Genomic DNA, 25,491 nt, shown 5'->3' with positions numbered 1-25,491 from the left:
CGATTAGCCGGAATGCCTCTTTTTGGCGCGGCGGCCGCGCCATTCGGCGATCCCCCACAGGATGAGCGGCATGCCGAGCATATGGAACGGCAGAATGAACGGCATGGCGATTTTCTGTGGAAATAAAATGGAGCTGTCCAAAAAATCGCGCGGAAGAAACGCAAGCGCGAGGCAAAGAGGCGCGACGAACTTGATCATCCTGCGCCAGTCGGCGTATCCGATCCACTGGGCGGCGCCGTATGTCGCGACGAAAAAGTAAAGCGAAACTTTGACGAACACCCCGGTGATCCACAGCGCGATCACGAACGCGTCGAGGTTCTGAACGAAGTCGAAGTAGGAGACGTAGCGCACCAAATTGAAGTAGGAGTATGTCTCGCGGGCGCTGGCGTTCGGTCCGCGCACGGCCAGTATGACGAAGGTCGTGGCCGAGGTGAGCAAGCCGGCGACGGCCACGCCGAGCAGCGCGGGGCGGAACCCGGTCTTCGGCCGGGCGACGAAGGCGAGCAGCATGACGAGCATGACGCAATCGCCGAGAAACGTCGCGGGCGGCAAGGCCCCTTTGAGCACCGTCGTCCATCCGGAATCGAGATAAACGGGCAGCAGGTTCGCAAGTCGGACATCCTTCGCGACGAGCAGCACAGGGATCAGAATGCCCAGCAGGACGAACGGTCCCATCAGTTCGCTGCAGCGGGCGATCGCCTCGAGTCCCGCCGCGTTGACGTAGACCGCGACGAGCAGCATGCCCGCGATCGGCACGACGATCGGCGTCTCCGGCAAAATCGTGCTTGCGATCAAGTCGGCGTACTGCCGCAGGATGATCGACAGGACGGAGATCCAGAACGCCAGGTAGAGGAACACGACGATGCCGCCCGGCCATTTGCCCAACAGGGATCTCGCGTAATCCACGAACGTTCGGCGGGGATGCAGCAGGCTGACGCGCGAGCTGACCGCGGCAACGAGTACGCCGACCAATCCGGCCACCAGCGTCGAGATCCAGGCATCCTGTCCGGCGATCTTGATGGCCGGGTTTATCGTGAGCAGGATCGTCATGCCCACCTGCATCGACGAAATCATCCAAAATAGCTGGGCGCCGCTGATCCGCATGTCGCGCATCAGCCTCCTTTTTCCAATGCCTGGCTCAAGGGCCCGAATACGAACTTGACCAGCTGGGTCGGTCCCGGCAGGAGAGGGAGCCAGTGGAGCAAGAAGCCGAGGAGCCATACCGCGCCGAGCAGCACGAGGTAGACAAGCCGTTCCTTGGCTGTGGCGGTTTTTCTCAACTTGAGCCACTGGAAGACCGTGACGATCGCGAAGAAGGCCAGCAGGCCGGGAATGGCGGCGGTCATTTCGAATGCTCCTCTTTGTCGGGTACCGGCGAAGGGATGCTGGCGAGACCGGGCCTCAGCATCTTGGCGGCCGGGTGGATGCGGACCTCTACGCTGGCGAAGTGTTGCTCCCAGCGGCCCTTTTCTTTTTTCCATACGGCGGGATACGCGCGGTGAAACTCGCCCGCGAAATCGAAAATATCGGCCTTCAACGTCTGCTGCGCCAGCGTCAGCGCGAGGCGAACCTTCGACTTCATCTCATCGTTCAATTCCGCTTCCACCTGCTTCACGGCACGAAGATCGGACACGAGATTCAGCCGCGTCGTATTCTGCAAGGCGTCGTTCTCGGTCTTGATGTATACGTCCATCAGCCAGTCGTCTCCTTCGATTCGGGGAATGAGGCGCGTGTTGCTATTGATCATCTTCAGCGAGACGGAACCGCGGGGCCCGGCGGGATGGACCGTCAAGATCGCCCGTTGCACCTGGTCCCGCAGCCACAGGACGCCTCTTGTCGTCTCTTTGTCGGCATAGCCGATCATGCAGTCGTCCTTGAAGACGGCCAAACCGTCGATATAGCTGATACCTTGGTCCATTTGCTTGGCGGGCGCAGGGACGACGGTGATCATCGGAAGCAGCGCCGCATCGGCATCGCTCGTCAGCATGGTCGACAGCTGCGCGAGCGTAACGGAGAGGGCCAACCGGCTCTTGGACATTTCTCGGAGCACCTCGGCCGTGTCCCGCTCGAGGATCGAATGCAGCTCGAGCACATCCTTTGCCTTGCCTCGGCTGACGTAGATAAAGGAACGCTCCCGCGGATGCGGCGAACGCATCAAATAGTCGACGTCGTCGCGGATACCGTCCTTTGCCGCAGCTTCGCCGAAGACGATGACCTCCGCGTGCCCCCAGAACAGCATTCGCGGCAGCTCGCTTTGCAGATGAGAGAGCGCGTCCGCGATGTTTTCGCCTTCGGCCGTGCGCGTGAACGTGTTTTCGTTGCCTCCGCCTCCGCTCTTCTGGCTCATCATATCGCCGCCTCCGCCGCCGGAGGCGCGGGGGATGAAGATCTGGACCGTGAGCTCGAGGCGGCCGTTACCGTTGCAGTCGATTGCGGCGCCGGTGATCAGCGCGAGATCGTTCACCTCGGTCCGGTCCCAACAGCCGGTCAAGCCAAGCGCCCCCGCGCATAGCAGAAGTCCAAGCGCCGCCATGCGCCCGCATCCGGATCTGTTCATGCCGCGCGTCCTCCCTTGAGCGCTCCCAGCGCCAAAAGCAAGGCGGGGAGGAGGACCTGCATCAACAGCGCAAAGTAGGGCAGCTCCATTCCCAGCAATTCCTTCAGCGTCTCGTAATTCGGCGCGGACCAAATGCTGAACAGGATGGCGAGGAAGCCGAGCGGGACGATCAGGGGGCGATAGTCGGACAATCCGAGGCATTGGGCGGCGCCGAGCGCCGATGCGTAATACACGACGGAGACTTTGACGAACATGCCGATGAGCCAGACCGCCATGAGCAGAGATTCGATATGCTCGATAAAATCGGCTAGCGCGACGTATCTCACCGCCACCAGGAACGGGTAGCTGAGATCCCGGCTGAGCGGCCCGAACAGCAACAGGATGGACAAATTGATGGCGAGCAGGGTGATCATGACGGCAGCGACGCTGATATAGCCCCATTTCAACCCTTTGTCCGGCCGGGAGAGGTAAGGAAGCATATAGGTGATCATGATGAATTGGGAAAACCAGGACATCGGCACGATCGAACCGCGCACGGCCGGAAGCGGACCGTTCTCCATGACCGGGAGCATATGCTTGAGCTGCATGTCGGGCAGCATGATGACGAGCATGCCGAAGATGACGAGCGTGGCGCCGGGAATCAGAATTTGCGCGGAGCGGCCGAGCACCTCGAGCCCTTCGTGGACCGCGTAGGCGCACAGGGCAACCAGGCAGAGGATGACCCACACCATCGGCGTCTTCGCGAGGAAGGTCCCGACGATGAATTCCCCGTATTCGCGCAGGATGATCCCCATCGTGTACAGGAACGAGATTAGATACACGGCCGCGGCGATCTTGCCAAGCCAAGCGCCGAGGACGAGGTGACAGTATTCGGTGAGCGTCTTTCTCGGGTATCGGCGATGCAGCCGATAGGAAATCAGCACCGCCAAAAAGCCGACGACGGAAGAGAGGACCGGCGTCATCCACATATCCGTGCCGGCTTTCTCCATCGTGATCGCGGGGACGCTGAGCGCCGCGGTGGCCAGAATGGTCGGATGCATGAGCAGCGCCATTTGCAGCGCGGATATTTTGCCTTTTTCGATCATAGGGAACCATTTCCTTTGGGTGGCTTCGGCCGCCGTCCCGGCGGTTGACGATACCGGTTGGCGCTATCCGCCAAGCGGGGTCTCGTCCGCATGGCCCAGATCGGCGCGCGGATCAGCACGTCCTTCATCTCCCTTCCCTTCATCGGCGCGAGGGGCTGAAGGTAAGGAACGCCCAGCGACCGCAGGGAGCATAGATGGACCACGATGGCGATCACCCCCAGCATCAGCCCGAGCAAGCCGAACATGCCCGCGAGGAACATGATCGGAAACCGGAGCATTCGCAGGGCGATCCCCGTGGAGTATTGCGGAATCATGAACGAGGCGATCCCGGTAATCGCGACGACCATGACCATCGGCGCCGACACGAGGCCCGCGGAGGTCGCCGCCTGGCCGATGACGAGCGCGCCTACGATGCTGACGGCCGCGCCGACTTGCTTGGGCAGCCGGACGCCCGCTTCCCGCAGCGCTTCGAACGAGATCTCCATGAGGAGCGCTTCGACCAGCGCGGGGAACGGAATGTCCTCTCTCGACTTGGCGATGCTCAGCAGCAACGAGGTCGGCACCATCTCGTGGTGGAACGTCAAAATCGCCACGTAGAGCGAAGGCAGCACGAGGGTGATGAGGAAAAACGTATAGCGCAGCCAGCGGATCAGCGTTCCGATCATGAACCGCTGATAATAGTCTTCAGGCGATTGCAGCATGGAGAACAGCGTCGAAGGCGCGATGAGCGTAAATGGCGTACCGTCGACCAGGATCGCGACGCGGCCTTCCAGCAGTGCGGCGCTGACGACGTCCGGCCGCTCCGTCACCTGGATTTGCGGGAACGGAGACAGCGGGTTGTCCTCGATCAGGCCTTCGATATACCCGCTCTCGAGGATGCCGTCGATATCGATCCGCGAGATGCGCTCCCGCACTTCGCGGATGAGCGTCTCCGCGGCCAGACCTTCGACGTAAACCAGCAGCACTTGCGTCCGCGTAAGCTTGCCTACCTCGAAGGGAACGATTTTCATCGCGGGACTCTTGATTTTGCGGCGCAGCATGGACGTATTGTCGCTAAGCGTCTCCGTGAAGCCTTCCCGCGGGCCTCGGACGATCGATTCGGCTGCGGGCTCTTCAATGCTCCGCTTCTCCCACTTCGCGAGGCCCAGCGCGAATCCATGCGGGGCGCCGTCGACGAAGAGCAGCACGCTGCCGCCCGAGAGCTTGGCGATCGCGTCGTCTAAGGTGGAGACGGTGCCGACTACCGCGACCGAGAGAACGGACGGCAACCCGCCGGCATCGTCTCCCGCTTCCGCGGCATCCCCTCGCATCAGCGGCGCCAATACGTGCTCGTCCAGTTGATCGATATTCACCATGCCGTCGATGTACGCGACGAACGCCTTCTTCTTCCCTATGCCGAACCGGCGGTAGTAGACATCCGCGCAATTCTCGTACAGATCTTGAAGCGCCTGCAGGTTCGCTTCGAGCGACGGGGAGACGAGATCGGACGAATCCTTGGACATGAGGCGGCTCCTTGGATGGGATAAGATTTTTCTGTCCATTTTTGTCGTTCCTTAAACTCGGTGGATGAGAGGCCGGGGCGCCTTGCGTCTCTATCATGTCGTGGATCAGGGGCTGCCGGCGTCAACCGGGTGAGCTGCCCGGCTTCTGGGAGCGGCCTTGATTCGCGTTTACCGGCTGCCAAAATGAAAGCGTTGACAGGCGGACGCCTTCACGCCAAACTAGGAAACAGATTTCACCCCAACCTGGTCGGAGGAGGTCCTCCCATGGCGCTCGGCGCGTTGAAGCGATTCGGACGCAGACTGCTGCAGCCTTTCCAGAAAAGTCTCCGCTACAAACTCATGCTGCTCATGGTCGCGATCGCGGTGCTGCCGCTGTCGATGGTCACGCTGTTCGCCACCCGGACGACCAAGCATTCCCTCAGCGAGGAAGTGGTCCGGTCCAACGAGGCCCGGATGGAGTGGTCGGCCCGCTACTTCGACGAAAAGTTCGAGCAGCTCCAGTCGGTCGTCTATTCGCTGCTGCTCGACAAGAACCTGTTTCCCAACGTCAACGGCGGCTTCGTCCGGGAGGCGAGCGGCCCCGACGAGATGGACGCCTATACGTCGGCGCGGCTGTGGTCGCTCTACAGCGCGAACAACAAAAACATCGCGCAAATCTCGCTGTATCTGAAGTCCAGACAGCGCATCTATACCGTGGACCGGGACGCCAGCCGATCGACGGACGCGCTCGTCACGGCGAGCGCCGACTGGGAGGCCATCTCCCGGAAGCGCGAGAGCTACGACAAACTGATCAATAGCGGCAGCGGCATCTTCACGATCGTCCGCAGCATGAACAAGTTCGAAAACCGGGAAGTGCTCGGAGGCGTGACGATCGACGTGCGCTGGAGCATGATGCGCAGCGTGCTCGACATGGTCCATTCGGAGCCGAATAGCGAGGTGCTCATCCTGGATGCGGAAGGCAACGAGATGTACAACCCGTACGGGCAGCGGTTCTCGGTCGATCCCGAGATCGTGCGCAAGGCGATCGAGCACCCGGACATGCCCGGCAATCTGGCGCTGAAGAAAGGATTTCTGTTCTTTCAGCCTACGCTGTCCGGCCGGCTCTGGATCGTCAAGTTCATCCCGATCGAGTACGTCACCCAGAGCGCCTCCTCCACGATGAACTTCAGCTTGGTGACCGCCGTCATCTTTATCATCCTGGCGATCGCCGTCTCGATCCTGACCGCCTACTTCATGACCAAGCCGATCATTCGGCTGACCAAGTCGATGAAGGCGCTCGAGATCCAAAACTTCGACGTCGGGCTCCGCCGCCTCCGGACCGACGAGATCGGCACGCTGGAGCGCAGGTTCAACTCCATGCTGGCCCGGATCAAGGAGCTGATCCAGACGGAGTACAAAGCGAAGATCGAAAAGCGGACGGCCCAGGTCAAAGCGATGCAGGCGCAGGTCAATCCGCACTTCCTGCACAACGCGCTGCAATCCATCGGCGGCATCGCCCTGTCCCGCAACGTCCCGGAAATCTACGAGCACGTGCGGGCGATCAGCGACCTGTTCCGGTACGCGATCCGGATGCAGGCGGACCTCGTCACCGTCGCGGACGAGATGGAGCATGTCCGCAACTACTTGCAAATCCAGAAGCTCCGCTTCCAGCAAATGGTCGACGTCCATCTCGACGTGGACGAAGCGTGTCTCGGATGCGCGATCCCGAAGTTTTCGCTGCAGCCGATCGTCGAGAATTGCTTTATCCACGGGCTCGAAGGCAAGATGGATACCTGGTCGATCGTCATTCGCGCGGAAATGGTGCTGGACGAAGTCGAGATCAGCATCGCCGACAACGGCGTCGGCATCGCCTCGGACCGGCTGGACCGTCTGCGCCGGCAGCTCGGCCTCGCGGTCGAGATGCGGGAGGAGAGCGACAGCCTGGGCATGGGCAACGTCAATGCCCGGATCAAGCTGATGTTCGGGGACGCGTACGGCCTGTACGTTGACAGCGCGGAAGGCGCGGGCACGACCGTGAAGCTCGTCATTCCGTCCGAAGGGAAACGCATGGAGGAGGAATCGGCATGAAGGCCGTCATCATCGACGACGAATTTTGGACGCGGGACAGCATCCGGCGTCTCGGCGATTGGGCGCGGTTCGGCATCGACCGGGTCGAGGAGGCCGAAGAAGGGCTGAGCGGGCTGCGGATCATCGAAGAGATCCGCCCGGAGATCGTCATCACCGACATGAAAATGCGGGGCATGGACGGCGTGGAGCTGCTTCGCCGCCTCACGGAAAACTACCCGTTTATCCGCAAGATCGTCATTAGCGGGTTCGACGACTTTGCCTATACGAAGCAGGCGATTCTATCCAAGGTGGACGAATACATCCTGAAGCCGATCCATCAGGAGGAGCTGAACCGGGCGCTGGAGAAAACGGTGCGCGAGCTCGGGATCGCGCGCGGCATGCATGCCGCGCAGCCGCTCTCGAAGGACATTCTGGAGGAGGTCGCGGCGTGCAAGGAAGCGGTGTCCCGGTATTTCCAGGAGCTGCAGACGGAGGAGGTGCAGGCCCGCTTCGACGCGCTCGCGCTCAGCCTCTCCCGGCGGGAGCCCCACGGGCCCGGCTTCAACCACTCCTTGTACAGCCAGTTCATGGCGCTGCTCGGCGAGCAGGCGTCGAAGGCGGGCATCGAGCTGTCGCCGGTCATTCGGGGCCAGGCCGAGTCGTTCTACGTCACGGACGAGACGCCCTGCGCGGCGTGGATCGGCGCCCTGTCCGCCGCCTATGCGGCGGTGCTCGCCGACTTGATCCAGCTGCGGAAAAACAAAAGCCGGCTCGACATCGGCGACATCCGGGCCTACATTAACCGCGCGTACGCCGAGCCGATCACGCTAGAGTCGATCGCGTCCCGGTTTTTCGTCAGCAAGGAGCATCTGGCCCGGACGTACAAGCAGGAGACGGGGGCGACGGTGATGGACGATATTATCTCCCGCCGGATGGAGCGGGCCGTGGAGCTGCTCGCCCAGGGCGCCGCCATCAAGCATGCCGCGGAGGCGGTCGGGTACGCCGATCCGACGTATTTCCACCGAATTTTCAAGAAGGTAACGGGCTTGACGCCCGCGCAGGCGCGGGGCTTCGGCTCCGGCGACGAGTGACGCGCGCGTGTCGGGAGCGTTAAGATCAGACGGCATGACCATATCAATATCGTCCACAACAAGCCGCAAATGACGTCCAATGCGAAGATAGCGCTTTCCTTTTATACTCGAATTCGTAAGCGTTATCACGATATAGGGAGGTCTATCTCGAATGAAGAAAGCGCTACTCGCCATGACCGCCATCCTGGCGCTGGGAACGACGGCCGCTTGCGGCGGTTCCAAAGAAAACGGCGGCGCCTCGCCCAGCCAAAGCGCGAGCGACACGCCAAGCAGCAGCCCGTCCGCATCGCCGGAAGCGTCGAAGGCGGCGCCTACGAAGGTCGAACTGAAAATTTTCCTGGGCGGCCTCGACCGGTTCCGCGAGCAATTCGACGGCTACTTCGAGAAGTTCGCCGAGAAAGAAAAACAAGAGAAAAATATTACGGTTACGTTTAACTCCGAATACCCCGGCTCCGACAACGCGCCGCAAATTCTAAAGACCCGCCTCGCTACCGGCGACGTGCCGGACATCTTCAGCGTCCATGCCGTCAACGAGCTTCCCGCCTACTACAAAGCCGGCTACCTGGCCGACCTGAGCGACCAGCCGCTGGCGGACAAGATCACCGACGGCATCAAGCCGATCGTCTCCGCCGACGGCAAGGTGCTGGCCGTGCCGATGGAGAGCCTCGCATGGGGTTACCTGTATAACAAGACGATCTTCAAGGAGCAAGGCCTGACCCCGCCGACGACGCTGTCGGAAATGAAGGCGGTCGTGCAAAAGCTGAACGACGCCAAGATCACGCCGTTCGAGCTGAGCTACAAGGAAAGCTGGATCCCGCAGCTGTTTCTCCCGCTGACGGTAGGCGGCCTCGTCAACTCCACGCACACGGATTTCCTGGACAAGATGAACAAAAACGAAGGCAGCTTCGCGGACATCCAGGAAATGTTCGATATCATCGACCTCGTAAACGCGAACGGCACCAAGCGCGCCTTCGAGACGGGCAACGACGACGGCTCCGCCGACTTCGCGAGCGGCAAAGCCGCCATGTGGGTCCAAGGTCCGTGGAACGCCGACGCCATCCTGAAGGTGAACGACAAGTTCGAGCTGGGTGTCGCGCCGCTGCCAATCAGCGACGATCCGAAGTCGACGCTGATCAACACGTCGGTCTCGACCTCGCTCGCGACTTCGCCGGAGAGCAAAAACAAAGAAGTGGCGCTCGATCTGCTGAACTTCATTCTCGACGACCAGGCTTCGAACGACCTGTATCAGAGCCTGAAGTTCAACCCCGTCTCCAAAAACCACACCTTCAAGCCGTACCCGTGGGTCGAGGACGCTTCGGCATACGTAAGCAAAGGCGAGTCCTACCAGGACCCGACGATCCCGCAGGCCGTCAAGGACGAATCCGGCAAAGCGCTGCAATCCTACTTCGACAAGAAAATGACCAAGGATCAGGTCATCAAAGACCTGGATAAGACTTGGAAAGACGCCAACGCCAATGCCAGCAAGTAACGGAAACCCATTGGACTGACTTGCGTCGCGCCCTGCCCCGTCGTTGCCTCCAAGCGGCGCGGGCAGGGCGCACCTTGCCGAAGGAGCGTGAATGCACATGACTAGGAGATCGGCCCGGGCCGCCGTCTCGCTGCTGCTTTTCGTACTGCCCGCTTTCGTCCTTTACCTCATCTTCCTGGTCATTCCGATGATCCAAGGCTCCTATTACAGCTTTACGGATTGGGACGGCCTCAACAAGACGTACGGCTTCGTCGGGTTCAGCAACTTCGTCGAAGCGTTCCGCGAAGACTCGCACTTCCGCGCGGCCATTCTGTTCACGGCCAAATACGTGATCTGCGCCGTCGTCCTGCAAAATGCGGTCGCGCTCCTGCTAGCCATGCTCATCGAATCCCGGCGGCGGGCCAAAGGATTGTTCCGCACGATTTTCTTCATGCCGAACATGCTGAGCGTCATCATCAGCACGTTTATGTGGGTGTTCGTCTTCTCCAAGGTCATCCCGGCCATGGCGGAGTACGGCGCTCTGAATTTCCTCGACCTGTCGTGGCTCGGCAATCCGAACGTCTCGTTCTGGACGATCATGATCGTCTCGGTGTGGGGCGGGGTGGGCACGCTCATGCTGATTTACATGTCCGCCATTCAGGGCATTCCCCAGCATCTGAAGGAAGCGGCGATCATCGACGGGGCGCAGCCGTTCCATATGCTCCGGTACATCACGATGCCGCTCATCGCGCATGCGCTCACCATCTGCATCTTCCTGACCTTGAACAGCTCGTTCAAGATCTATGATCTCGTCTACGCCTTGACCGGAGGCGGTCCGGGGCGGGGGACGCAGGTTATCACGATGAACATCCTGGAGGAGGCCTATCAGGGCAACTTCCGCTACGGATACGCGAGCGCGAAGGCGATCATCCTCTTTCTGATCATATTCGTCATCACCATGATCCAGGTGACGGTCATGAAGAAGCGGGAGGTGGAAGCATGACGCGGCGCATCTATACGGTCCTGTCTTGGATCGTGCTGCTGATCCTGGCCGTCTACTTCCTGTTTCCGATCTACATGGCCATCATCAATTCCTTCAAGACGCAGAGCGAGCTCTACAAGTCGGTGCTGAGCTGGCCCAAAACGTTCAGCTTCGACAACTATACGCAGGCGTTCAAAAAGGCCAACATGCTGCAGAGCGGGCTGAATACGATCATCGTTACCGTGACGGGCATCGTCGGCATCGTCCTGTGCAGCTCTCTCGCCGGCTACAAGCTCTCCCGCACGCGGGGCAAGCTCAGCAACGTCGTCTTCATGCTCTTCGTCGCGTCGATGCTTATCCCTTTCCAGACGATCATGGTCACCTTGACCAAGATGGCCAAGGATCTGGGCCTGCAGGGCTCGCCGTTCGGGCTGGGCGTCGTGTGCGCGGGGCTCGGCGTGAACATGGCGATCTTTCTCTACCACGGCTTCGTCAAAGGGATTCCGAGAGAGCTAGACGAATCGGCGCACATGGACGGCTGCGGCGAGTGGCGCGCGTTTTTCTCCATCATCTTTCCGCTGCTGCTGCCGATCACCTTTACGATCGTCGTCCTGAACATGCTGTGGCTGTGGAACGACTTCCTGCTGCCGGTGCTGCTGCTGAACGACTTCCGCGACTATACGCTCGTGCTGACGATCAACATGTTTTTCGGCAAATACAGCCGCGAGTGGTCGCTCATCCTGGCCTCCCTCATCCTGTCCTCGATTCCGATCGTCGTCATCTTCGCGATCTTCCAGCGCTGGATCATCCAGGGCATTACGGAGGGCGCGGTAAAAGGATAGGAGGGGCGGAGACGGATCGTAACCGACAGCGCTGTATGCGGCCGCCCCAAACGAGACCAAATAAGTAGCCGACACTTCCAAGATCATGGAAGGTCGGCTATTTGGTTTGCCTCAAATTCTCTATTTACTCCCTCGGTGAATTGTACGATGATAGGGACGTTAAGCTTTGCTATAGAGAGATAGGAGTGGTAGGAGTGGCATACAAGATCATCTTCTTCGACATCGACGGGACACTGCTGGACGAGGACAAGCGGATCCCCGAGGACGCGGCCGAAGCGGTCCGCGCGCTCAAGATGAGCGGCATCGAGCCGGTCATCGCCACGGGGCGAGCGCCGTACTTTTTTCAGCCGATCGCGGAGCAGCTTGGCATCGACTCGTTTGTAAGCCTGAACGGCGCTTATGTCGTGTACCGCGGCCGGGAGGTGCATCAGCGCCACATTCCGCTGTCGGATCTGGAGCGGCTGGTGCAGTTGACCGAGGGACACGGGCACGCGCTTGTATTCCAAGGCAAGTCGGCGTTCCATTCGAACCGGGAGTCACACGCCGCCGTTTTCGCTTCGGTCGACAGCTTGAAGGTGGCGCAGCCCGGATTCGATCCCGACTTTTGGCGCAGAGAGGGCATCTATCAGGTGTTTCTTCACTGCCGGCAGCATGAAGAGCGGGCGTATATCGACGCGCTGCCGGACCTGCGGTTCATCCGGTGGCACGACCAGGCGATGGACGTGCTGCCCCGTACGGGCTCGAAGGCCGAAGGCATCCAGAAGCTGCTGGACGCGCTCGGACTGACGCCGGCGGAAGCGGTCGCCTTCGGGGACGGGCTGAACGACAAGGAGATGCTGAAGCTGGTCGGCCTCGGCATCGCCATGGGCAATTCGCATGCCGAACTCATCCCCTGCGCGGATTACGTGACGTCCCGCGTGGACGAGGGCGGCGTGCGCAACGGGCTGGTGTACGCGGGCTGCATCGCCTAGTTCCCGCCGATATCGCGGCGAACGTATCTGGATGGTCGGGGGCATTCGGGCCGGACCGAGAGAAGAAGAATCGGCAATTTCACACGAGCCGAAGGGAGATTCAAAGCATGGAAGTCCAATTTTGCTCGGCCTGCGGCCAAGCGATGGAGACGCGCGACATCGACGGCACGCCGCGCCGGGCCTGCACGGCGTGCAGCTTCGTGCACTGGGGGAATTACAGCATCGGCGTAGGCGCCTTGGTCGAACGGGACGGCAAGCTCCTGCTCGTCCGCCGGGCGCAGGAGCCGGGGCGCGGCTACTGGACGAATCCCGGCGGATATGCCGAACAGCTCGAGCAGCTGCACGATACGGTGCAGCGCGAGGTGTTGGAGGAGACCGGCGTCGAAGCCGTCGTCACGGGCGTCGCCGCCCTTCGCGATCAGCCGCGGCACATTCATAATCTATATGTCGCGTTCTCCATGGCCTATCTCGGCGGAGAGCCGACGCCGGACGGCGTGGAGGTCGACGCGGCGGGCTTTTACAGCCTGGAGGAGATGGAGTCGATGAACGTCGCGCCATTCACGCGTTGGCTGGTGGACGTCGCCTTGAACGGCCGCTCGGATGGGTTGAAGCGCGACGACGCGCCGGTCGTACCGCTCGAGGGGTACGGGCTGTTCCGGATTTAAAGCCGCATCCGCGCCAATCCCGTTTCTCACGAACCGGATGGCGAGATTGGCGGAAGGAAGCCGTTCCATGAGGTCGTATGTGACCTTGCGGGACGGCTTTTTCATTTCGTTCTCTCGTATTCTATTACAGACAACGCATCTATCAGCCCTTATAATAGGAGGTATTGTTAATTTATGGACGAACTCATCCTCGTTTACTGAGATCCGAATGGAGGTTTTAGCTTTGAAGAAAAGGAACAATCGGAAGCAAGGGCTCGGCGTTTTCGCCCGCTGGGCAGTCGCGGCGCTCCTGATCGCCGGCCTGACCGCACCTGCTGGACCGGGCGGTACAGCTTCAGCGGCCCTAGCGGGAGCTGCGGCGACATTGAAGGATATTTCGGGCTCCTATGCCGAATCGGAAATTCAATCTCTGTACCAGGCCGGCATCCTCTCGGGATACGGTGAGGGAACGTTCGGTCCGGCCAAGCCGGTGACGCGGGCCGAGCTGGCGAAGATACTTGCACTCGCGCTGGACCTCACGCCCAGTCCGGCGCATGCCGCCGGTTTTAAGGACATCCCGGGGGATGCGTGGTATCGCGGGTACGTCGGCGCGCTGGCGGAATTCGGAATTACGGGCGGAACCTCCGCCGATACGTTCTCTCCCGGCGCCCGCGTCACCCGCGAAGAGCTCGTCGTGTTCTTCGTCCGCGCGTTTGGCTTGGAGGAGAAGGCCAAGGAGCTGGACGGCGGAGGGGAGCCGGCGGACGCGGAGCGTTTGGCCGCTTGGGCGAAGCCTTCGGCCAGCCTGGCGCTTCGGATCGGGTTCGTCAGAGGAATCACCGGCCCCGACGGCCGAATCTTGTTCCAACCGAAGGCCGTCGCCGAGCGTCAAGCTGTGGCGAGATTGACCTATGAGTTCATCCATAACGGCGCTCAGTACAAGGACAGGGCGGACGAGCTCGGGACCGCTGCGCCGACGCCGCCGCCGAAGGCGGCGGCCGTGATCTCGGCTTCCGCCGCGAGCGGCACGACGGTCGAGGTGGCGTTCGACGGTCCAATTCGCGATCTGAACGCCGGAGACTTCGCGTTCGACGGAGGACTGTCCATCGTCAGCGCTGCTTTCGCGCCGGGCTCGGGGAGCACGTCCCTCGTCGTGCTGACGACGGGCAGCCAGACGCCAGGACAATCGTACAAGCTCAGCTACAAGGGCAAGGATACGGGTATCGCCGTGACGGGATACCGCGCCCCCAGCTCGCCTTCCTCGCCCTCTTCGCCCGGTATCCCGGGAGATGCGGCTGCAGCCGCCCTGAATCGCGGCGAGACCATCGACGGGGATCTGAGCGTCGCGAGCGGAGGCACGATCGGTCCCGCCTCAGGTACCGCTGTCGTGACGGGCACCCTGACGCTCGATCCCGGGCCGTCCGGAGAGATCGCGCTGCGCAACGTGGAGGCGGACGAGCTCGTCGTCGCTTCGGGTTCCTCGCACTCCATCAAGCTGCAGGGAGTGAGCGTGATCCGCTCCCTGCAGATTCACGCCGACGGACAAACGGAACCGGTTCGCGTCGTGGCCCAGGAGGGGACAAGGATTCGGGAGACCCTCGTTGACGGCAGTGCGATCCTCGAATCGGGCGCAGGCGCCTTCGGTCCGATCGCCATTCTTCAAGGCGCGACCGGCCGGACCGTGGAATTCAGGGGGAGCTTCGCGGACACGGTCGACAATTACGCGCCAGGCGCGACGATCGGCGTCGCGCCGAACGCGACCGTCTCCCAGCTCCGACTGCACGAGGACGTCAAGCTTCAAGGGAGTCCCGAGGATATTTTCAGATCCTCGATCATAGCGGATCCGGCCGTAGAGTACGGTGGAGACGTCTATTACAATCCGCTGGTCGGCTTGGCGTTGACGCAGCTGGCGGAGGAAGCCGGGAGCTTTCAAAACAAATATCCGCGGCTGGATCAGATGGCGTCGTTTACCAACGAGATGGGCGAGCACGTGGGCCGGATCTTGGGCAGATTGACGGTCGCCAGCTACGTCGGGGCTAGTCTGATGAATGGTTGGGACGAACTGGAACAAGGCGTTTACGAACTGATCGATCCCGTGCTGCGGGTCAAGCGGGACTTGGAGGGCGCGGCGAGAGCCCTGCCGATTCAATACGCGGAGGGAGACAACGCGTACACGGTCAAACGCGATATCTCTCTGTCTGCCGAGGGAGCGAACGGCACGAGTGTGAGTTGGCGTTCGGACCAACCCGGCATCCTGACGAGCGCGGGCAAAGTTACCCGGCCGCCCAAGGACACGACGGTGACGTTGACCGCCACGATCGGCAAAAAAGGAATGACGGTCGAGCAGACGTTCATCCTCAAAGTAAAGGCCGCCGTAAGTTCGCTCGAAATCGTCGACGTCGCCGCGACCAGCAGCTACGATGATGAAGCCAAGCAGGTCCTGCTCGAGTCGCTCCGAGTGACGATGGCTGCGCCGATCGGGCTTGACGAGAACGGCCGGGCGACCTACGACGGCTTGACGTATACTTTGCGTATCGCTGACGTCGCGACGGGGCAACCGTTGACGGGGTACCGAATCGTACCGGACTCGGTTCAGCCGTCTTCTTTCGCCGTACAATGGCCTGCGTCCGGGGAGCGGCTGAACCTGAACCAATCGATCGCCGTGCAGTGGGTACGAGACGGCGTCGTCGCGGGCCAGGTCCAATACCCGGTCGGAGCGGCGGCATTTCGGATCGACGCTGCGGACCCGGATTCGACTCCGGGCATCGACGGCCGCGATTTCAAGGTGAGCTGGGCGACTTCGGCTGCCGACTTCAGATCGACGGAGGTCTACCTTGTCTCTGCCGATCACGATCTCTACGCCGGGAAACAGCCGGTCGGCCTTGTCCTGAATCCGGCGACGACTTGGAGCGGCACGAGGCAGCTGACGCTCGACAGCGAGGGCAACCCGCTCACGGAGCGCGCTTACAAGATCTATCTGGTGGTCAAGACCAGGCAGGGCAACTTCGTGCAGTTTGTGACATTTACGCCTCATCTCGACGTACAAACGTCAAAACCTTCCCCGAGCACGATCCGTACGTACAACTATGCTGAAGGTCCGGACGAGATCAGAATGATCGATCTGCGACCGGGCGCGCTGGTCAAGGTATACGACGCGCCAATAGGGGGACGCTTACTCGCCGAAGCGACCGCGGTTCAGACGCCGGATGGGGCTCGGGCCGCGGCCTCCATCCCGCAAGGCTTCGACAACGGACTAGCGAGTGTATACGTGACCGTAACCCATCCGGGCGAGGTCGAGAGCGAGCGTACGGCCCAGACCGTCGCGCCGAATCCGGCGGCCCCGGCGGCGGATCGCATCCGCATCGACAATCGGGCGTCGGGTCCGGACAGCGTTACGGTAGACCTCGTCCCTGCACAAGCAACAGTAGAGGTATACGATGCCGGGACGGGAGGCGTCTTGCTCGCGAAGGCGCGCAACGAAAGCCAGACGGCCGAGTCCGTCGAGCTGACCGTACCCGACGGGCTGGAGGAAGGAGCTCTCGTCTATGCGGTTGTGACGGTCGCGCAAGGAGATGCTTACGCCTGGAGCCTGCGAACGGCGAAGATCGTGCCGCCAAGCGTGGCTAGACTCATCTACGCGACGGGGCCGTATACGTTCGTCGATTCGCAGCCCCGTCAGCTCCAGATCAGGGCTGCGTACAGCGACGGCTCCGAAAGGGACGTTACGAATGAAGCAATATGGTCCAGCGCGGACGACGGGGTCGTCGCCGTGACCGCGACCGGGTCGGTCATTCCGCATGCCAACGGGGCGACGACCGTCACCGCGGCCTTCGGCGGGCTCCAAGCGCAATTTTCCGTTGAAGTACGGTTCGACGCGATTGCACCCCTCTATTTGTATTCCTCTACCGACCGCTTCATCGACGGCGGCGGCTCGGTCACCAATGTCGTGTACAGTCAGGATATCCGGGACAATACCTCGGAACGGCCGCTGAATATGGGCCAGGCCAAATACCTGATCGTCAAGTTCAGCGGCCAAACCTATATGGATCAACCCAACGCCGTGGCGAAAATGGACGGCGCGAACGTACCGGGTTCGTACGTATTCGCGATCGGCTACGGCTATCTGGCGGTTCAACTGCCGGATGTAGGGAATGTGCCGAAGGAACTGGAGATCACGGGCGTGAAAGACGCCAACTTCCAAACGGTGTCTCCGATTCGCATCTTCGTCTTCGACAGCTGACGTCTAATTCGCGTCGGCAGGAGGGACGGGACGCAGCAATTCATTTTTCGTCGAAACGAACTACCGCAACCTAAGAGCCTCCGACCCGAAGAAGGGTCGGAGGCTTTTTGTTTCCGTTCGTCAAGCCGAATGGAGGAGAGCAACCCCCAGAGCGGTTAATGCGAGGCCGCGTAAGATTCCGATTCGGCCTTCGGGTCAAAGCGTTCCTTGCTCATCAGGAGCGCCGTGACAAGCGCTAGGACGGCCGGGATCAATCCCCACGCGAACGTGAGCGCGATCGAGGAAGAGAGCCCTTCGGTGATTTTAATCAGCACCGATGCCGGCAGTTGGGTGCGGCTCGCCGGATCCATAAGCGCATGCGGATCGCTCAGATTCATTCCTTGGGGCAGCCCGACCGCGTCGCCGCCGGCAAAGGAATCCGCCAGCTTGCGCGTCAGCGCGTGGTTCTGGACGATGCCGAACAGCGTGATGCCGAGCGTCATGCCGAGCGAGCGGAGAAAGTTCAGCGTCGCGCTAGCCGCGCCGCGCTGATTCATCGGCAGGGCGTGAATGGCCGCGTTGCTGAGCACCGAGAAGCTCGCGCCGATGCCGAGGCCGACGAGGACCATGTAAAGCGTGACGATCCAGCGCGGCGAGTCGGCCGACAGCGTCGTCAGGAGCGCGATGCCGGCGACCAGCACGACCAGCGTCGGGATCATGATCGCGCGGTAGGACAGCTTGGCGAGCAGCGTGCCGCCGGCGGTAGCCGTCACGACGGTGCCGAGCATCATCGGCAGCAGCACCATCCCGGAGTTCGTCGCCGTGCCGCCGAGCACGCCTTGCATAAAGATCGGGATGAACATCGAAGCGGTGATGAAGGCCGCGCCGCTGAGCAGCGCCAATGCGTTGCTGGTGGCGTAGAGCCGGCTGCGGAACATGCGGAAGGAGATGATCGGCTCTTCGGCCTTCCGCTCGGCGACGAGGAACAGGACGGCGAACAGGACGAAGCCGGCGAGCAGGCCGAGAATCGGCGCGGAATCCCAGGCGAACGTCTTGCCGCCGAGCTCTAGCGCGAAGATGAGGCAGACGATCGCGCCGACCAGCGTGACGGCGCCGCCCCAGTCGATCCGCTGCTTGGCGTGCATCGCGGACTCCCGGTAGCTAAAGGCGACGAGCGCCAACGCGAGGAAGCCGAGGGGCAAATTGATGTAGAAGATCCATTGCCAGTGCAGGTGATCCGTGATGAAGGCGCCGATGAGCGGGCCGAAGATGCTGGAGAGACCGAATACGGCGCCGAACAGGCCGCCCAGCTTGCCGCGCTCCTCCGGCTTGACGGCGTCGAACATGATCGTGAAGGTGATCGGCACCATCGCGCCGGCGCCGATGCCCTGAACGGCCCGGAAGAGGCTGAGCTGCACGATGGACGTCGCCATGCCGCACAGAATGGACCCCAGCATGAAGACGACGATCCCGAAGACGAAAAACCGTTTGCGGCCGTACATGTCCGACAGCTTGCCGAAGATCGGCATGCCGGCCATCTCGGCGACCATGTAGGCGGAAGTGACCCAGGCGAACTTATCCAGCCCGCCCAGATCGCCGATGATCGTACCCATGGCGGTCGCCGTAATCGAATTGTCCATGGAAGCCGTCAAGATGGCGAGCAGCAACCCCGCGATGACCAGCCCCGTTTTGTTTCTCGTTTGACGCATACGTGAACTTCATCCCTTTTCTATGGTATTAAGGCGGCGCGAACGCCGTTCCTCGTCGATGTTTTCATTATAAGGAGGGATTGCTGACAACTGTGTGTCAACGTTTAAACCGGGATGGATAAGAGAAAAATGGATAGGACATCATGGAAAGAAACCCCAAAGCCTGGAGGCTGCCCGATGCCCTTATTCAGACGCCGTAACAAGGCCATAAACAAAATCCCGTCGGTCAATGCTCCCATCGCCTATATGGAGGAGCACAAAGATGCCAAAATCACCGGCAATCTAAAGGAGACGACCGACTTCATCATCAAGCTGCTCGGGGAAAACGGCGATTTTCTCATGCGGGAATTTCACGTATTCGGGCAGTACCCGGCCACGATGTTTTACTTCTCCCAGATGGTCGATCCGAGCATGCTGAACGAGAGCATCCTCAAGCCGCTCATGTATACGCCGCCTCACATCCAAACAGAACAACTGCCGCCCGAGCGGCTGCAGGACGTCCTGCTTAACAATGCCCTTTACCATAGCAACTGCCAGACGGAGAGCCTGCTGCCCAGCCTGGTCAAAGGTATCCTACGCGGCGAGACGATCATCGCGGTCGAAGGATTGAAGCAAGCCTTCCTGATCGCGACCCGGCAGATCGACAAGCGCGGCATCGAACAGCCTGCCACCGAGCAAGTCATCCGGGGGCCGCGCGAAGGGTTCGTGGAGACGATCGGGACGAATCTGTCCCTCATCCGGTATCGCCTGCAATCCCCGGAGCTGCGCGTAGCGCAGATGGACATCGGGCGCAAGACCCGCTCGAAGGTCGCCATCTGCTATATGCAGGGATTGACCAATCCGGAACTCGTCGATGAGGTCAACAATCGGCTCAAACGCATCGACGTGGACGCCATCCTGGACTCGGGCTACCTCGAGCAGTACATCGAGGACAATCAGCTGTCCCCGTTTCCCCAGGTTCAGTACACGGAGCGGCCGGACAAAGTGGTGGCGAATCTGCTGGAAGGCCGAGTGGCCATCCTCGTGGACGGCTCGCCGCTCGCGCTGATCGTGCCGACGGTGTTCAACCAGTTTTACCAGACGGTCGAAGATTACACCGAACGCTATCTCCTCATGTCTCCGATCCGGATCGTTCGACTGGTCGCGCTTATGTTCTCGCTGATCTTTCCTTCGATCTACGTCTCGATCATTTCGTTTAACCCGGAGCTGATCCCGACGGAGTTCGCCGTCGCCGTCGCGGGCGGGCGAGCCGGCGTCCCGTTCCCCGCGGTCGTCGAAGTGCTCATCATCGAGATCTCGATGGAGGTGCTCCGGGAGGCGACCATCCGGCTGCCGCAGCAGGTCGGCGGCGCGCTCTCCATTGTCGGCGTGCTCATCATCGGCCAGGCGGCCGTTTCCGCAGGCTTCGCCAGCCCGATCACGGTCGTCATCATCGCACTTACGACGATCGGCTCATTCGCGACGCCGGCTTACAACGCCGCGCTCGCCCTGCGCCTCCTGCGGTTCCCGCTCATGATTCTGGCGGGCATTTTCGGCTTGTACGGGGTCATGATCGGTCTCATCCTGATCGCCAACCATCTGCTGTCGCTCAAGTCGTTCGGCGTCCCCTATCTCAGCCCGCTCGTGCCCGGCGACTTTCAGGGGATGAAGGACCTGCTCATCCGCGGACCGCTATGGTGGTCGAACAAGCGCCCGTCGTTCCTGTATCCGCTCGACCGGACGCGCAATAGCGGACAGTCGTCCACCTCTACGCACGAGCAGTCGGAAAACGCCCTGGATCCGGCCAAGTTCCAAGGTGGAAAGGAGAAGTCCTAAACCAATGGAACAAACGCGTCAAGTTACCGTTACGCAAGCCGCCGCCGTCCTCGTAAGCACGATCATCGGCGTTGGCGTGCTGCCGCTGCCGCTGTTCGCCGTGCGGGCGGCGGATTCGGGAGCGCCGCTCGTCACCTTTTTCGGCATGCTGATCGCCATGGTCGGGCTCCTGCTCATCACCTGGCTGGGCATGCGTTTCCCCGACAGAAACATCGTGCAGTACAGCGAAGCGATCATCGGCCGTTGGCTCGCTTGGATCGGCAGCGGCTGCATCATCGTTTTTTTCGCGGTGTTGACGTCGCTCACGGCCCGCGAATTCGGCGAGGTCGTCGTCACCTCGGTCCTGAAGACGACGCCGGTCGAGGTGACGGTCATCGTCATGCTCGTGCTCGCCGCCATCTCGTCGCGCAACGGCATCACGACTTTTGCTTACATCCATATGTTTTACATGCCGCTGCTGATCGGCCCCGCGATTCTCATCGTCGCCCTGTCGCTCAAAAACGCGGATATTCTGAACCTGGAGCCGATCTGGGGCAACGAGCGAAAGGATATGCTGGGGGGAACGGTAACGATCGCGGCGCTCTGTCAAGGCTCATTCATTCTGACAATGGTCATCCCGGCCATGCGCCGTCCAAAGAAGGCGATGAGGGCCAGCTTCTGGGGAATGCTGATTGCAGGCGGACTGTACGTCACGATCGTCATCGCGACGGTCGCGGTGTTCGGCGCCGAGGAAACCAAAAAGCTGCTCTGGCCGACGCTGGAATTGGCCAAGGCGACTTCCCTGCCCGCCAATGTGCTCGAGCGGCTCGACGCGGCTTTCCTCGCCGTCTGGGTGACGGCCGTCTTTTCGACGCTGCTCTCGAGCTACTTTCTGACGAACCAGGCGATCGCGTTTCTGTTTCGGCTCAAGGATCACCGCATGTTTTCGATTTTTCTCCTTCCGTTCGTCTTCCTCATGGCGATGTTTCCGAAGAACATCGTCCAGATGTACGGGATAATCATGCAGGTCGGCCGGGTGGGACTTGTCCTTACGATCGCCTATCCGGGACTGCTGCTCCTCGTCGCCATCCTGCGGAAGAAAAGAGGGAAGCCCCTTGGGAGCTCAAAAAGCGGTTAAAACGGTCAAGCTGCTCTGCATCGGGATGCTGGCGCTCCCGTTTTTGACGGGCTGCTGGGACAGGCTGGAGATCGAAGACCGGGCGGTTGTGCTTGGGATTTCCGTCGACGCGGAAAAGCCCGAGGCGATCGCAGAAGAGGACGAAACGACGCACAAAGCCGACGCGCCGGCCGTAGCGGGCAAGGAGATGGTGCGGGTCGCCGTGCAGATCGCGCTGCCGGGCCGAATTCCTCTGGGGCCCGGGGAAGGCGGCGGAGGCGCGACAAACGCCCAACGTACCGTATGGGTCATCGACGTGGTCGGACATTCGATCGACGACGCGGTCATGAATCTGCAGCAGCAGCTGTCCAGTCGATTGTTTTTCGGCCATCTGCGCGTCATCGTCGTGTCCGAGGAAGTGGCGAAGAAAGGGATCAGCAACATCAACGATTACTTCCACCGCAACTCCGAGGTGCGCCGGATGGCCTGGCTGTTGATTGCCAAAGGCAGCGCCAAGGCGCTGATGACCGCGGCGCCCCAACTGGAGCGGGTTCCGACGTTGTACCTGATGTCGACGTTGGACGAAGCGATCGGGATGGGCAAGTTCCCGATCGATTTTATCGGCATGTTCTGGAGCCGGTCTGCCAAGAAGGGACAAGAGGGATTTCTGCCTTATGTGGAACTGAAAAAGCATCAAAACGTGGAGATCAAGGGGATCGCGTACTTCCGCAGCGACCAAATGGTCGGCAAGTCGGATCCGATCGGCATCGGAGTCTATATGGTCGTGAAGGGGATCAACCCGGCGGGCTATCGGGTGCTCATCCAGATTCCGGGCACGAACAAAGAGGTGACGACGGCCGCGACGCACCGCAAATCGAAAATCGACGTCGCGATCAAAAACGGACGGCCGGTTTTCGTCGTGACCGCCGCGATCGAGATCAATTTCGAAGAGAAGATTAGCGGGGATCTCTTGATCAACGACATGAAAACGATCAAGACGATCGAGCGTCTGCAGTCCCGCCAAACGGAACAGGCGGTTGAAGACTTTATTAAGCAGACACAGCGGGTCGGGTCGGACATCTTCGGCTTCGGGGAGTATGTGAGGGCGAAAAAGCCGGCCTACTGGAACCGGAACATAAAGACCACCGAAAAGTGGCAGAACATGTATAAAGACGTCTCCGTCGAAGTCCATCTGGATGTCCGGATCCGCCGAATCGGCATGAAATCGCAATGATCCGGGCTTCCGTGACGCCGGCACAGTCGAGGAAAGGAGGGGGATCGGTGGGCGGCGAATACAGCAACACGTTTTTTACCTTTTCGATCCCCATCTGGCTCATCACCGGTTATCTCCTCCTTCATCTCGAAGCCGCGATCTTTCGGTCGAAGAAGATGAAGAAAGAAGCGGCCGTGAGCAGGGGGATTGGATGGCTCAACGTCGCGATCGGCCTCGCGATCTGGGTCGGGCAATGGTTCACGTAGCAGGTAGCGGCTATTTCGAGGCGAAAAAGGAATCGTACGTCTGCAGAAGTTGATCCGCTCGGTCGGAGATCACAAACAGAACATAACGGTCCCGGGTGACGATCTTGTAGCGCACGGCCTTCTCGTATTGGGCCTTTTCGTACGACTCGTACTGCCGCTGCACGTCCGCCGCACGCTCCCGGACGGCCGTCTCGACCGCGTTCAGATCGGCGGCATCCTTCACTTTCAGGATCGCGATCTCGTCCGTCCGGACGTTCAGCAGCGGAGTACGGACCGCATAGTCTTCCAGCACGGCGGGATCGAGGTGATACATCATCTTTATCATCTTGCCGTCCAGGCTCGCGAACTTCGTCTGCTGCATTTGTTGGACGAGCTTATCCGCCATTTGGCCGGAGCTCGGCGGGACCGCAGAGGATGCGTCCTTGCCGCCGCAGGCGCCAAGAAGGGTTATCAGCAGCAGGAGGACAACCCCGACCGCGCGGGTATTGTTCATCATGGCAGCTCCTTTCGTCATGGACGTGTCGTAGTCTGTAACGGAACGCGCTGCGGGAATGTTGCACGAAGGGGAGGCTAGTAAATCTAGGAATGCGGGCGTGGGAAGGACTTTTCGAAGGAATCGCGGGCGATCGCTCGGCAAAGTGCAAACAATTGATCGTTTTTTTATTGGTGCAAAGCCGTAACGATCTATTATGATAGACGGTAGTCGCATTTTGGGCTCAATTCCTGCAAAGCGCGGTGTTCCGTCATGAATCGCATTCAGCTCTTTCTGCGTTCCTATCATCCGATCGTCCTGTCGCTGCTCGTCGGCCAGATGATTTCCCGCATCGCCACGTCGATGAGCATGCCCTTCCTCGCCCTCTATCTCGCCAAGCATACCGATATGAGCGCGGCCATGATCGGCTTCGTCGCGGGCGCGGGGGCGCTCGCCGCCACGTTCGGCGGGTTCGTCGGCGGCGCGCTGTCGGACAGGTACAGCCGCAGGATCATCATGTTCATCTCGCTGTTCGCCTGGAGCGCCGTATTCGTCGGATTTTCGCTCACGACGCAGCCGGCGCTGCTCCTTCTCCTCAGCCTGCTGAACGGCCTCTGCCGCTCCTGGTTCGAACCTGTCGCCCAGGTGCTCATGGCGGACCTCACGGAGCCCGAACGCCGGTTCAGGGTGTTCTCGATGCGTTATCTCATGGGCAACGTCGGCGTCTCCGTCGGACCGCTGATCGGCGTCTGGCTCGGCGTCGGCAGCGGCGCGCTTCCCTTCCTCGTCACCGGCCTCATCTACCTGCTGTACGGCATCATCCTGTTCTCCATGATGAACGCCTTCGGCATCAAGGACATCGAAGGGACGAAGAAGGAGAAAATCACGATCGGGTCGGCCCTGCACGCCTTCCGCCGCGACCGCGTGCTGCAGATGTACATCGCCGGCGCGATTCTCGTGGGAATTGGCTACAGCCAGGAGACGGTCACCCTCTCGCAGCACCTGGAGTCGAACTTCGCGCAGGGCGTGAAGGTGTTCGGGTGGCTTATGACCGCCAACGCCCTCACCGTCATTCTGCTGCAGCTGCCGCTATCCAAGCTGGCCGAGAAACGCCGTCCGATCGTCTCCATCCATGCGGGCAACGTCTTGTTCGCGATCGGTCTCGTCGGCTTCGGCCTGTCGCCGAACGTCCCGCTGCTCTTCGTCTCGATGATCGTCTTCACGATCGGGGAAATTCTGAACTACCCGGCCGGCAACCTGCTGCTGGACAGGCTCGCTCCCGACAACCTCCGGGGGGCGTACTTCGGCGCCCAGACGTTCGGCAACCTCGGCCAGTTCATGGGACCGATGCTCGGCGGCTGGCTGCTCGACCGGACGACCGGGGGCATCGCCTTCAGCCTCATCGCGGTCATCCTGCTTTGTTCTTCCGTCTTTTACGGGTCGGGCGATCGCCGCTTTCTCGGCCGAGGACGCGATCAGGCGTTCTCCCGGGCGCCCGCTCCGTGATATAATG

Annotated in this window: 20 protein-coding genes; 13 read left to right on the top strand and 7 right to left on the bottom strand. The window is 60.9% G+C overall.

The features are described 5' to 3' along the window. Positions 1 to 3: 3 nt before the first annotated feature. The 5 genes from LKX83_RS15155 to LKX83_RS15135 are packed head-to-tail and all read right to left on the bottom strand — an operon-like array spanning position 4 to position 5,144. The gene (locus LKX83_RS15155) at positions 4 to 1,104 is read right to left on the bottom strand and encodes a GerAB/ArcD/ProY family transporter (RefSeq protein ID WP_227883123.1); all 1,101 of its coding nucleotides are present in this window, start codon (positions 1,102 to 1,104) and stop codon (positions 4 to 6) included. 8 nt (positions 1,105 to 1,112) lie between these two features. Then, on the bottom strand, positions 1,113 to 1,346 hold the full coding sequence (locus LKX83_RS15150) for a hypothetical protein (RefSeq protein ID WP_227883122.1): 234 nt from the start codon (positions 1,344 to 1,346) through the stop codon (positions 1,113 to 1,115). Then, on the bottom strand, positions 1,343 to 2,557 hold the full coding sequence (locus LKX83_RS15145; RefSeq protein ID WP_227883121.1) for a Ger(x)C family spore germination protein: 1,215 nt from the start codon (positions 2,555 to 2,557) through the stop codon (positions 1,343 to 1,345). The genes LKX83_RS15150 and LKX83_RS15145 overlap by 4 nt, the downstream gene beginning before the upstream one ends. Next, on the bottom strand, positions 2,554 to 3,642 hold the full coding sequence (locus tag LKX83_RS15140) for a GerAB/ArcD/ProY family transporter (RefSeq protein ID WP_227883120.1): 1,089 nt from the start codon (positions 3,640 to 3,642) through the stop codon (positions 2,554 to 2,556). The genes LKX83_RS15145 and LKX83_RS15140 overlap by 4 nt, the downstream gene beginning before the upstream one ends. Further along, positions 3,639 to 5,144: a spore germination protein gene (locus tag LKX83_RS15135; protein ID WP_227883119.1), complete on the bottom strand. Its 1,506-nt coding sequence runs from the start codon at positions 5,142 to 5,144 to the stop codon at positions 3,639 to 3,641. Before LKX83_RS15135 ends, LKX83_RS15140 begins: the two co-directional genes overlap by 4 nt. A gap of 264 nt (positions 5,145 to 5,408) precedes the next feature. On the opposite strand from LKX83_RS15135, the gene LKX83_RS15130 reads away from it, so the two are divergent. From LKX83_RS15130 to LKX83_RS15095, 8 genes are all read left to right on the top strand, one after another. Then, on the top strand, positions 5,409 to 7,211 hold the full coding sequence (locus LKX83_RS15130) for a sensor histidine kinase (RefSeq protein WP_227883118.1): 1,803 nt from the start codon (positions 5,409 to 5,411) through the stop codon (positions 7,209 to 7,211). Then, positions 7,208 to 8,281, top strand: a complete 1,074-nt coding sequence (locus LKX83_RS15125) for a response regulator transcription factor (RefSeq protein ID WP_227883117.1) — start codon at positions 7,208 to 7,210, stop codon at positions 8,279 to 8,281. The genes LKX83_RS15130 and LKX83_RS15125 overlap by 4 nt, the downstream gene beginning before the upstream one ends. A 151-nt stretch (positions 8,282 to 8,432) precedes the next feature. Continuing rightward, on the top strand, positions 8,433 to 9,770 hold the full coding sequence (locus LKX83_RS15120) for an ABC transporter substrate-binding protein (RefSeq protein ID WP_227883116.1): 1,338 nt from the start codon (positions 8,433 to 8,435) through the stop codon (positions 9,768 to 9,770). Positions 9,771 to 9,867: 97 nt separating this feature from the next. Further along, positions 9,868 to 10,752: a carbohydrate ABC transporter permease gene (locus tag LKX83_RS15115; RefSeq protein ID WP_227883115.1), complete on the top strand. Its 885-nt coding sequence runs from the start codon at positions 9,868 to 9,870 to the stop codon at positions 10,750 to 10,752. After that, positions 10,749 to 11,573, top strand: a complete 825-nt coding sequence (locus LKX83_RS15110; RefSeq protein WP_227883114.1) for a carbohydrate ABC transporter permease — start codon at positions 10,749 to 10,751, stop codon at positions 11,571 to 11,573. Before LKX83_RS15115 ends, LKX83_RS15110 begins: the two co-directional genes overlap by 4 nt. A 194-nt stretch (positions 11,574 to 11,767) precedes the next feature. Then, positions 11,768 to 12,544 carry a Cof-type HAD-IIB family hydrolase gene (locus LKX83_RS15105; protein WP_227883113.1) on the top strand — a complete coding sequence of 259 codons (777 nt, stop codon included), beginning with the start codon at positions 11,768 to 11,770 and terminating at the stop codon, positions 12,542 to 12,544. A gap of 107 nt (positions 12,545 to 12,651) precedes the next feature. Continuing rightward, the gene (locus LKX83_RS15100) at positions 12,652 to 13,209 is read left to right on the top strand and encodes an NUDIX hydrolase (RefSeq protein ID WP_227883112.1); all 558 of its coding nucleotides are present in this window, start codon (positions 12,652 to 12,654) and stop codon (positions 13,207 to 13,209) included. 223 nt (positions 13,210 to 13,432) lie between these two features. Next, entirely contained in the window at positions 13,433 to 17,428 is a 3,996-nt protein-coding gene (locus LKX83_RS15095) for an S-layer homology domain-containing protein (protein WP_227883111.1), read from the top strand. A 155-nt stretch (positions 17,429 to 17,583) separates the two neighbouring features. Here the strand turns inward: LKX83_RS15095 and LKX83_RS15090 are convergent, their stop codons facing one another. Continuing rightward, positions 17,584 to 19,116, bottom strand: a complete 1,533-nt coding sequence (locus LKX83_RS15090; protein ID WP_227883110.1) for an MDR family MFS transporter — start codon at positions 19,114 to 19,116, stop codon at positions 17,584 to 17,586. Positions 19,117 to 19,362: 246 nt separating this feature from the next. On the opposite strand from LKX83_RS15090, the gene LKX83_RS15085 reads away from it, so the two are divergent. The 4 genes from LKX83_RS15085 to LKX83_RS15070 are packed head-to-tail and all read left to right on the top strand — an operon-like array spanning position 19,363 to position 23,506. Further along, positions 19,363 to 20,931, top strand: coding sequence for a spore germination protein (locus LKX83_RS15085; protein WP_227883178.1), 1,569 nt, complete (start codon positions 19,363 to 19,365; stop codon positions 20,929 to 20,931). A gap of 4 nt (positions 20,932 to 20,935) precedes the next feature. Continuing rightward, positions 20,936 to 22,048, top strand: coding sequence for a GerAB/ArcD/ProY family transporter (locus LKX83_RS15080; protein ID WP_227883109.1), 1,113 nt, complete (start codon positions 20,936 to 20,938; stop codon positions 22,046 to 22,048). Beyond that, the gene (locus LKX83_RS15075; protein ID WP_227883108.1) at positions 22,026 to 23,261 is read left to right on the top strand and encodes a Ger(x)C family spore germination protein; all 1,236 of its coding nucleotides are present in this window, start codon (positions 22,026 to 22,028) and stop codon (positions 23,259 to 23,261) included. Before LKX83_RS15080 ends, LKX83_RS15075 begins: the two co-directional genes overlap by 23 nt. 47 nt (positions 23,262 to 23,308) lie before the next feature. Further along, positions 23,309 to 23,506 carry a CLC_0170 family protein gene (locus LKX83_RS15070; RefSeq protein WP_227883107.1) on the top strand — a complete coding sequence of 66 codons (198 nt, stop codon included), beginning with the start codon at positions 23,309 to 23,311 and terminating at the stop codon, positions 23,504 to 23,506. Between the two features lie 10 nt (positions 23,507 to 23,516). Here LKX83_RS15070 and LKX83_RS15065 read toward each other — a convergent pair whose 3' ends face one another. Then, complete coding sequence (locus tag LKX83_RS15065; protein WP_227883106.1) at positions 23,517 to 23,999, bottom strand: DUF4358 domain-containing protein; 483 nt, start codon at positions 23,997 to 23,999, stop codon at positions 23,517 to 23,519. A gap of 252 nt (positions 24,000 to 24,251) precedes the next feature. On the opposite strand from LKX83_RS15065, the gene LKX83_RS15060 reads away from it, so the two are divergent. Further along, positions 24,252 to 25,484 carry an MDR family MFS transporter gene (locus tag LKX83_RS15060; RefSeq protein WP_227883105.1) on the top strand — a complete coding sequence of 411 codons (1,233 nt, stop codon included), beginning with the start codon at positions 24,252 to 24,254 and terminating at the stop codon, positions 25,482 to 25,484. Positions 25,485 to 25,491: the final 7 nt, after the last annotated feature.

This window comes from Cohnella baijiui (genome assembly GCF_020731285.1).
In the GTDB taxonomy this organism is placed as follows: domain Bacteria; phylum Bacillota; class Bacilli; order Paenibacillales; family Paenibacillaceae; genus Cohnella.
The sequence above is the reverse complement of the archived record's forward strand: the minus strand, read 5'-3'. Positions and strand labels throughout refer to the sequence as shown.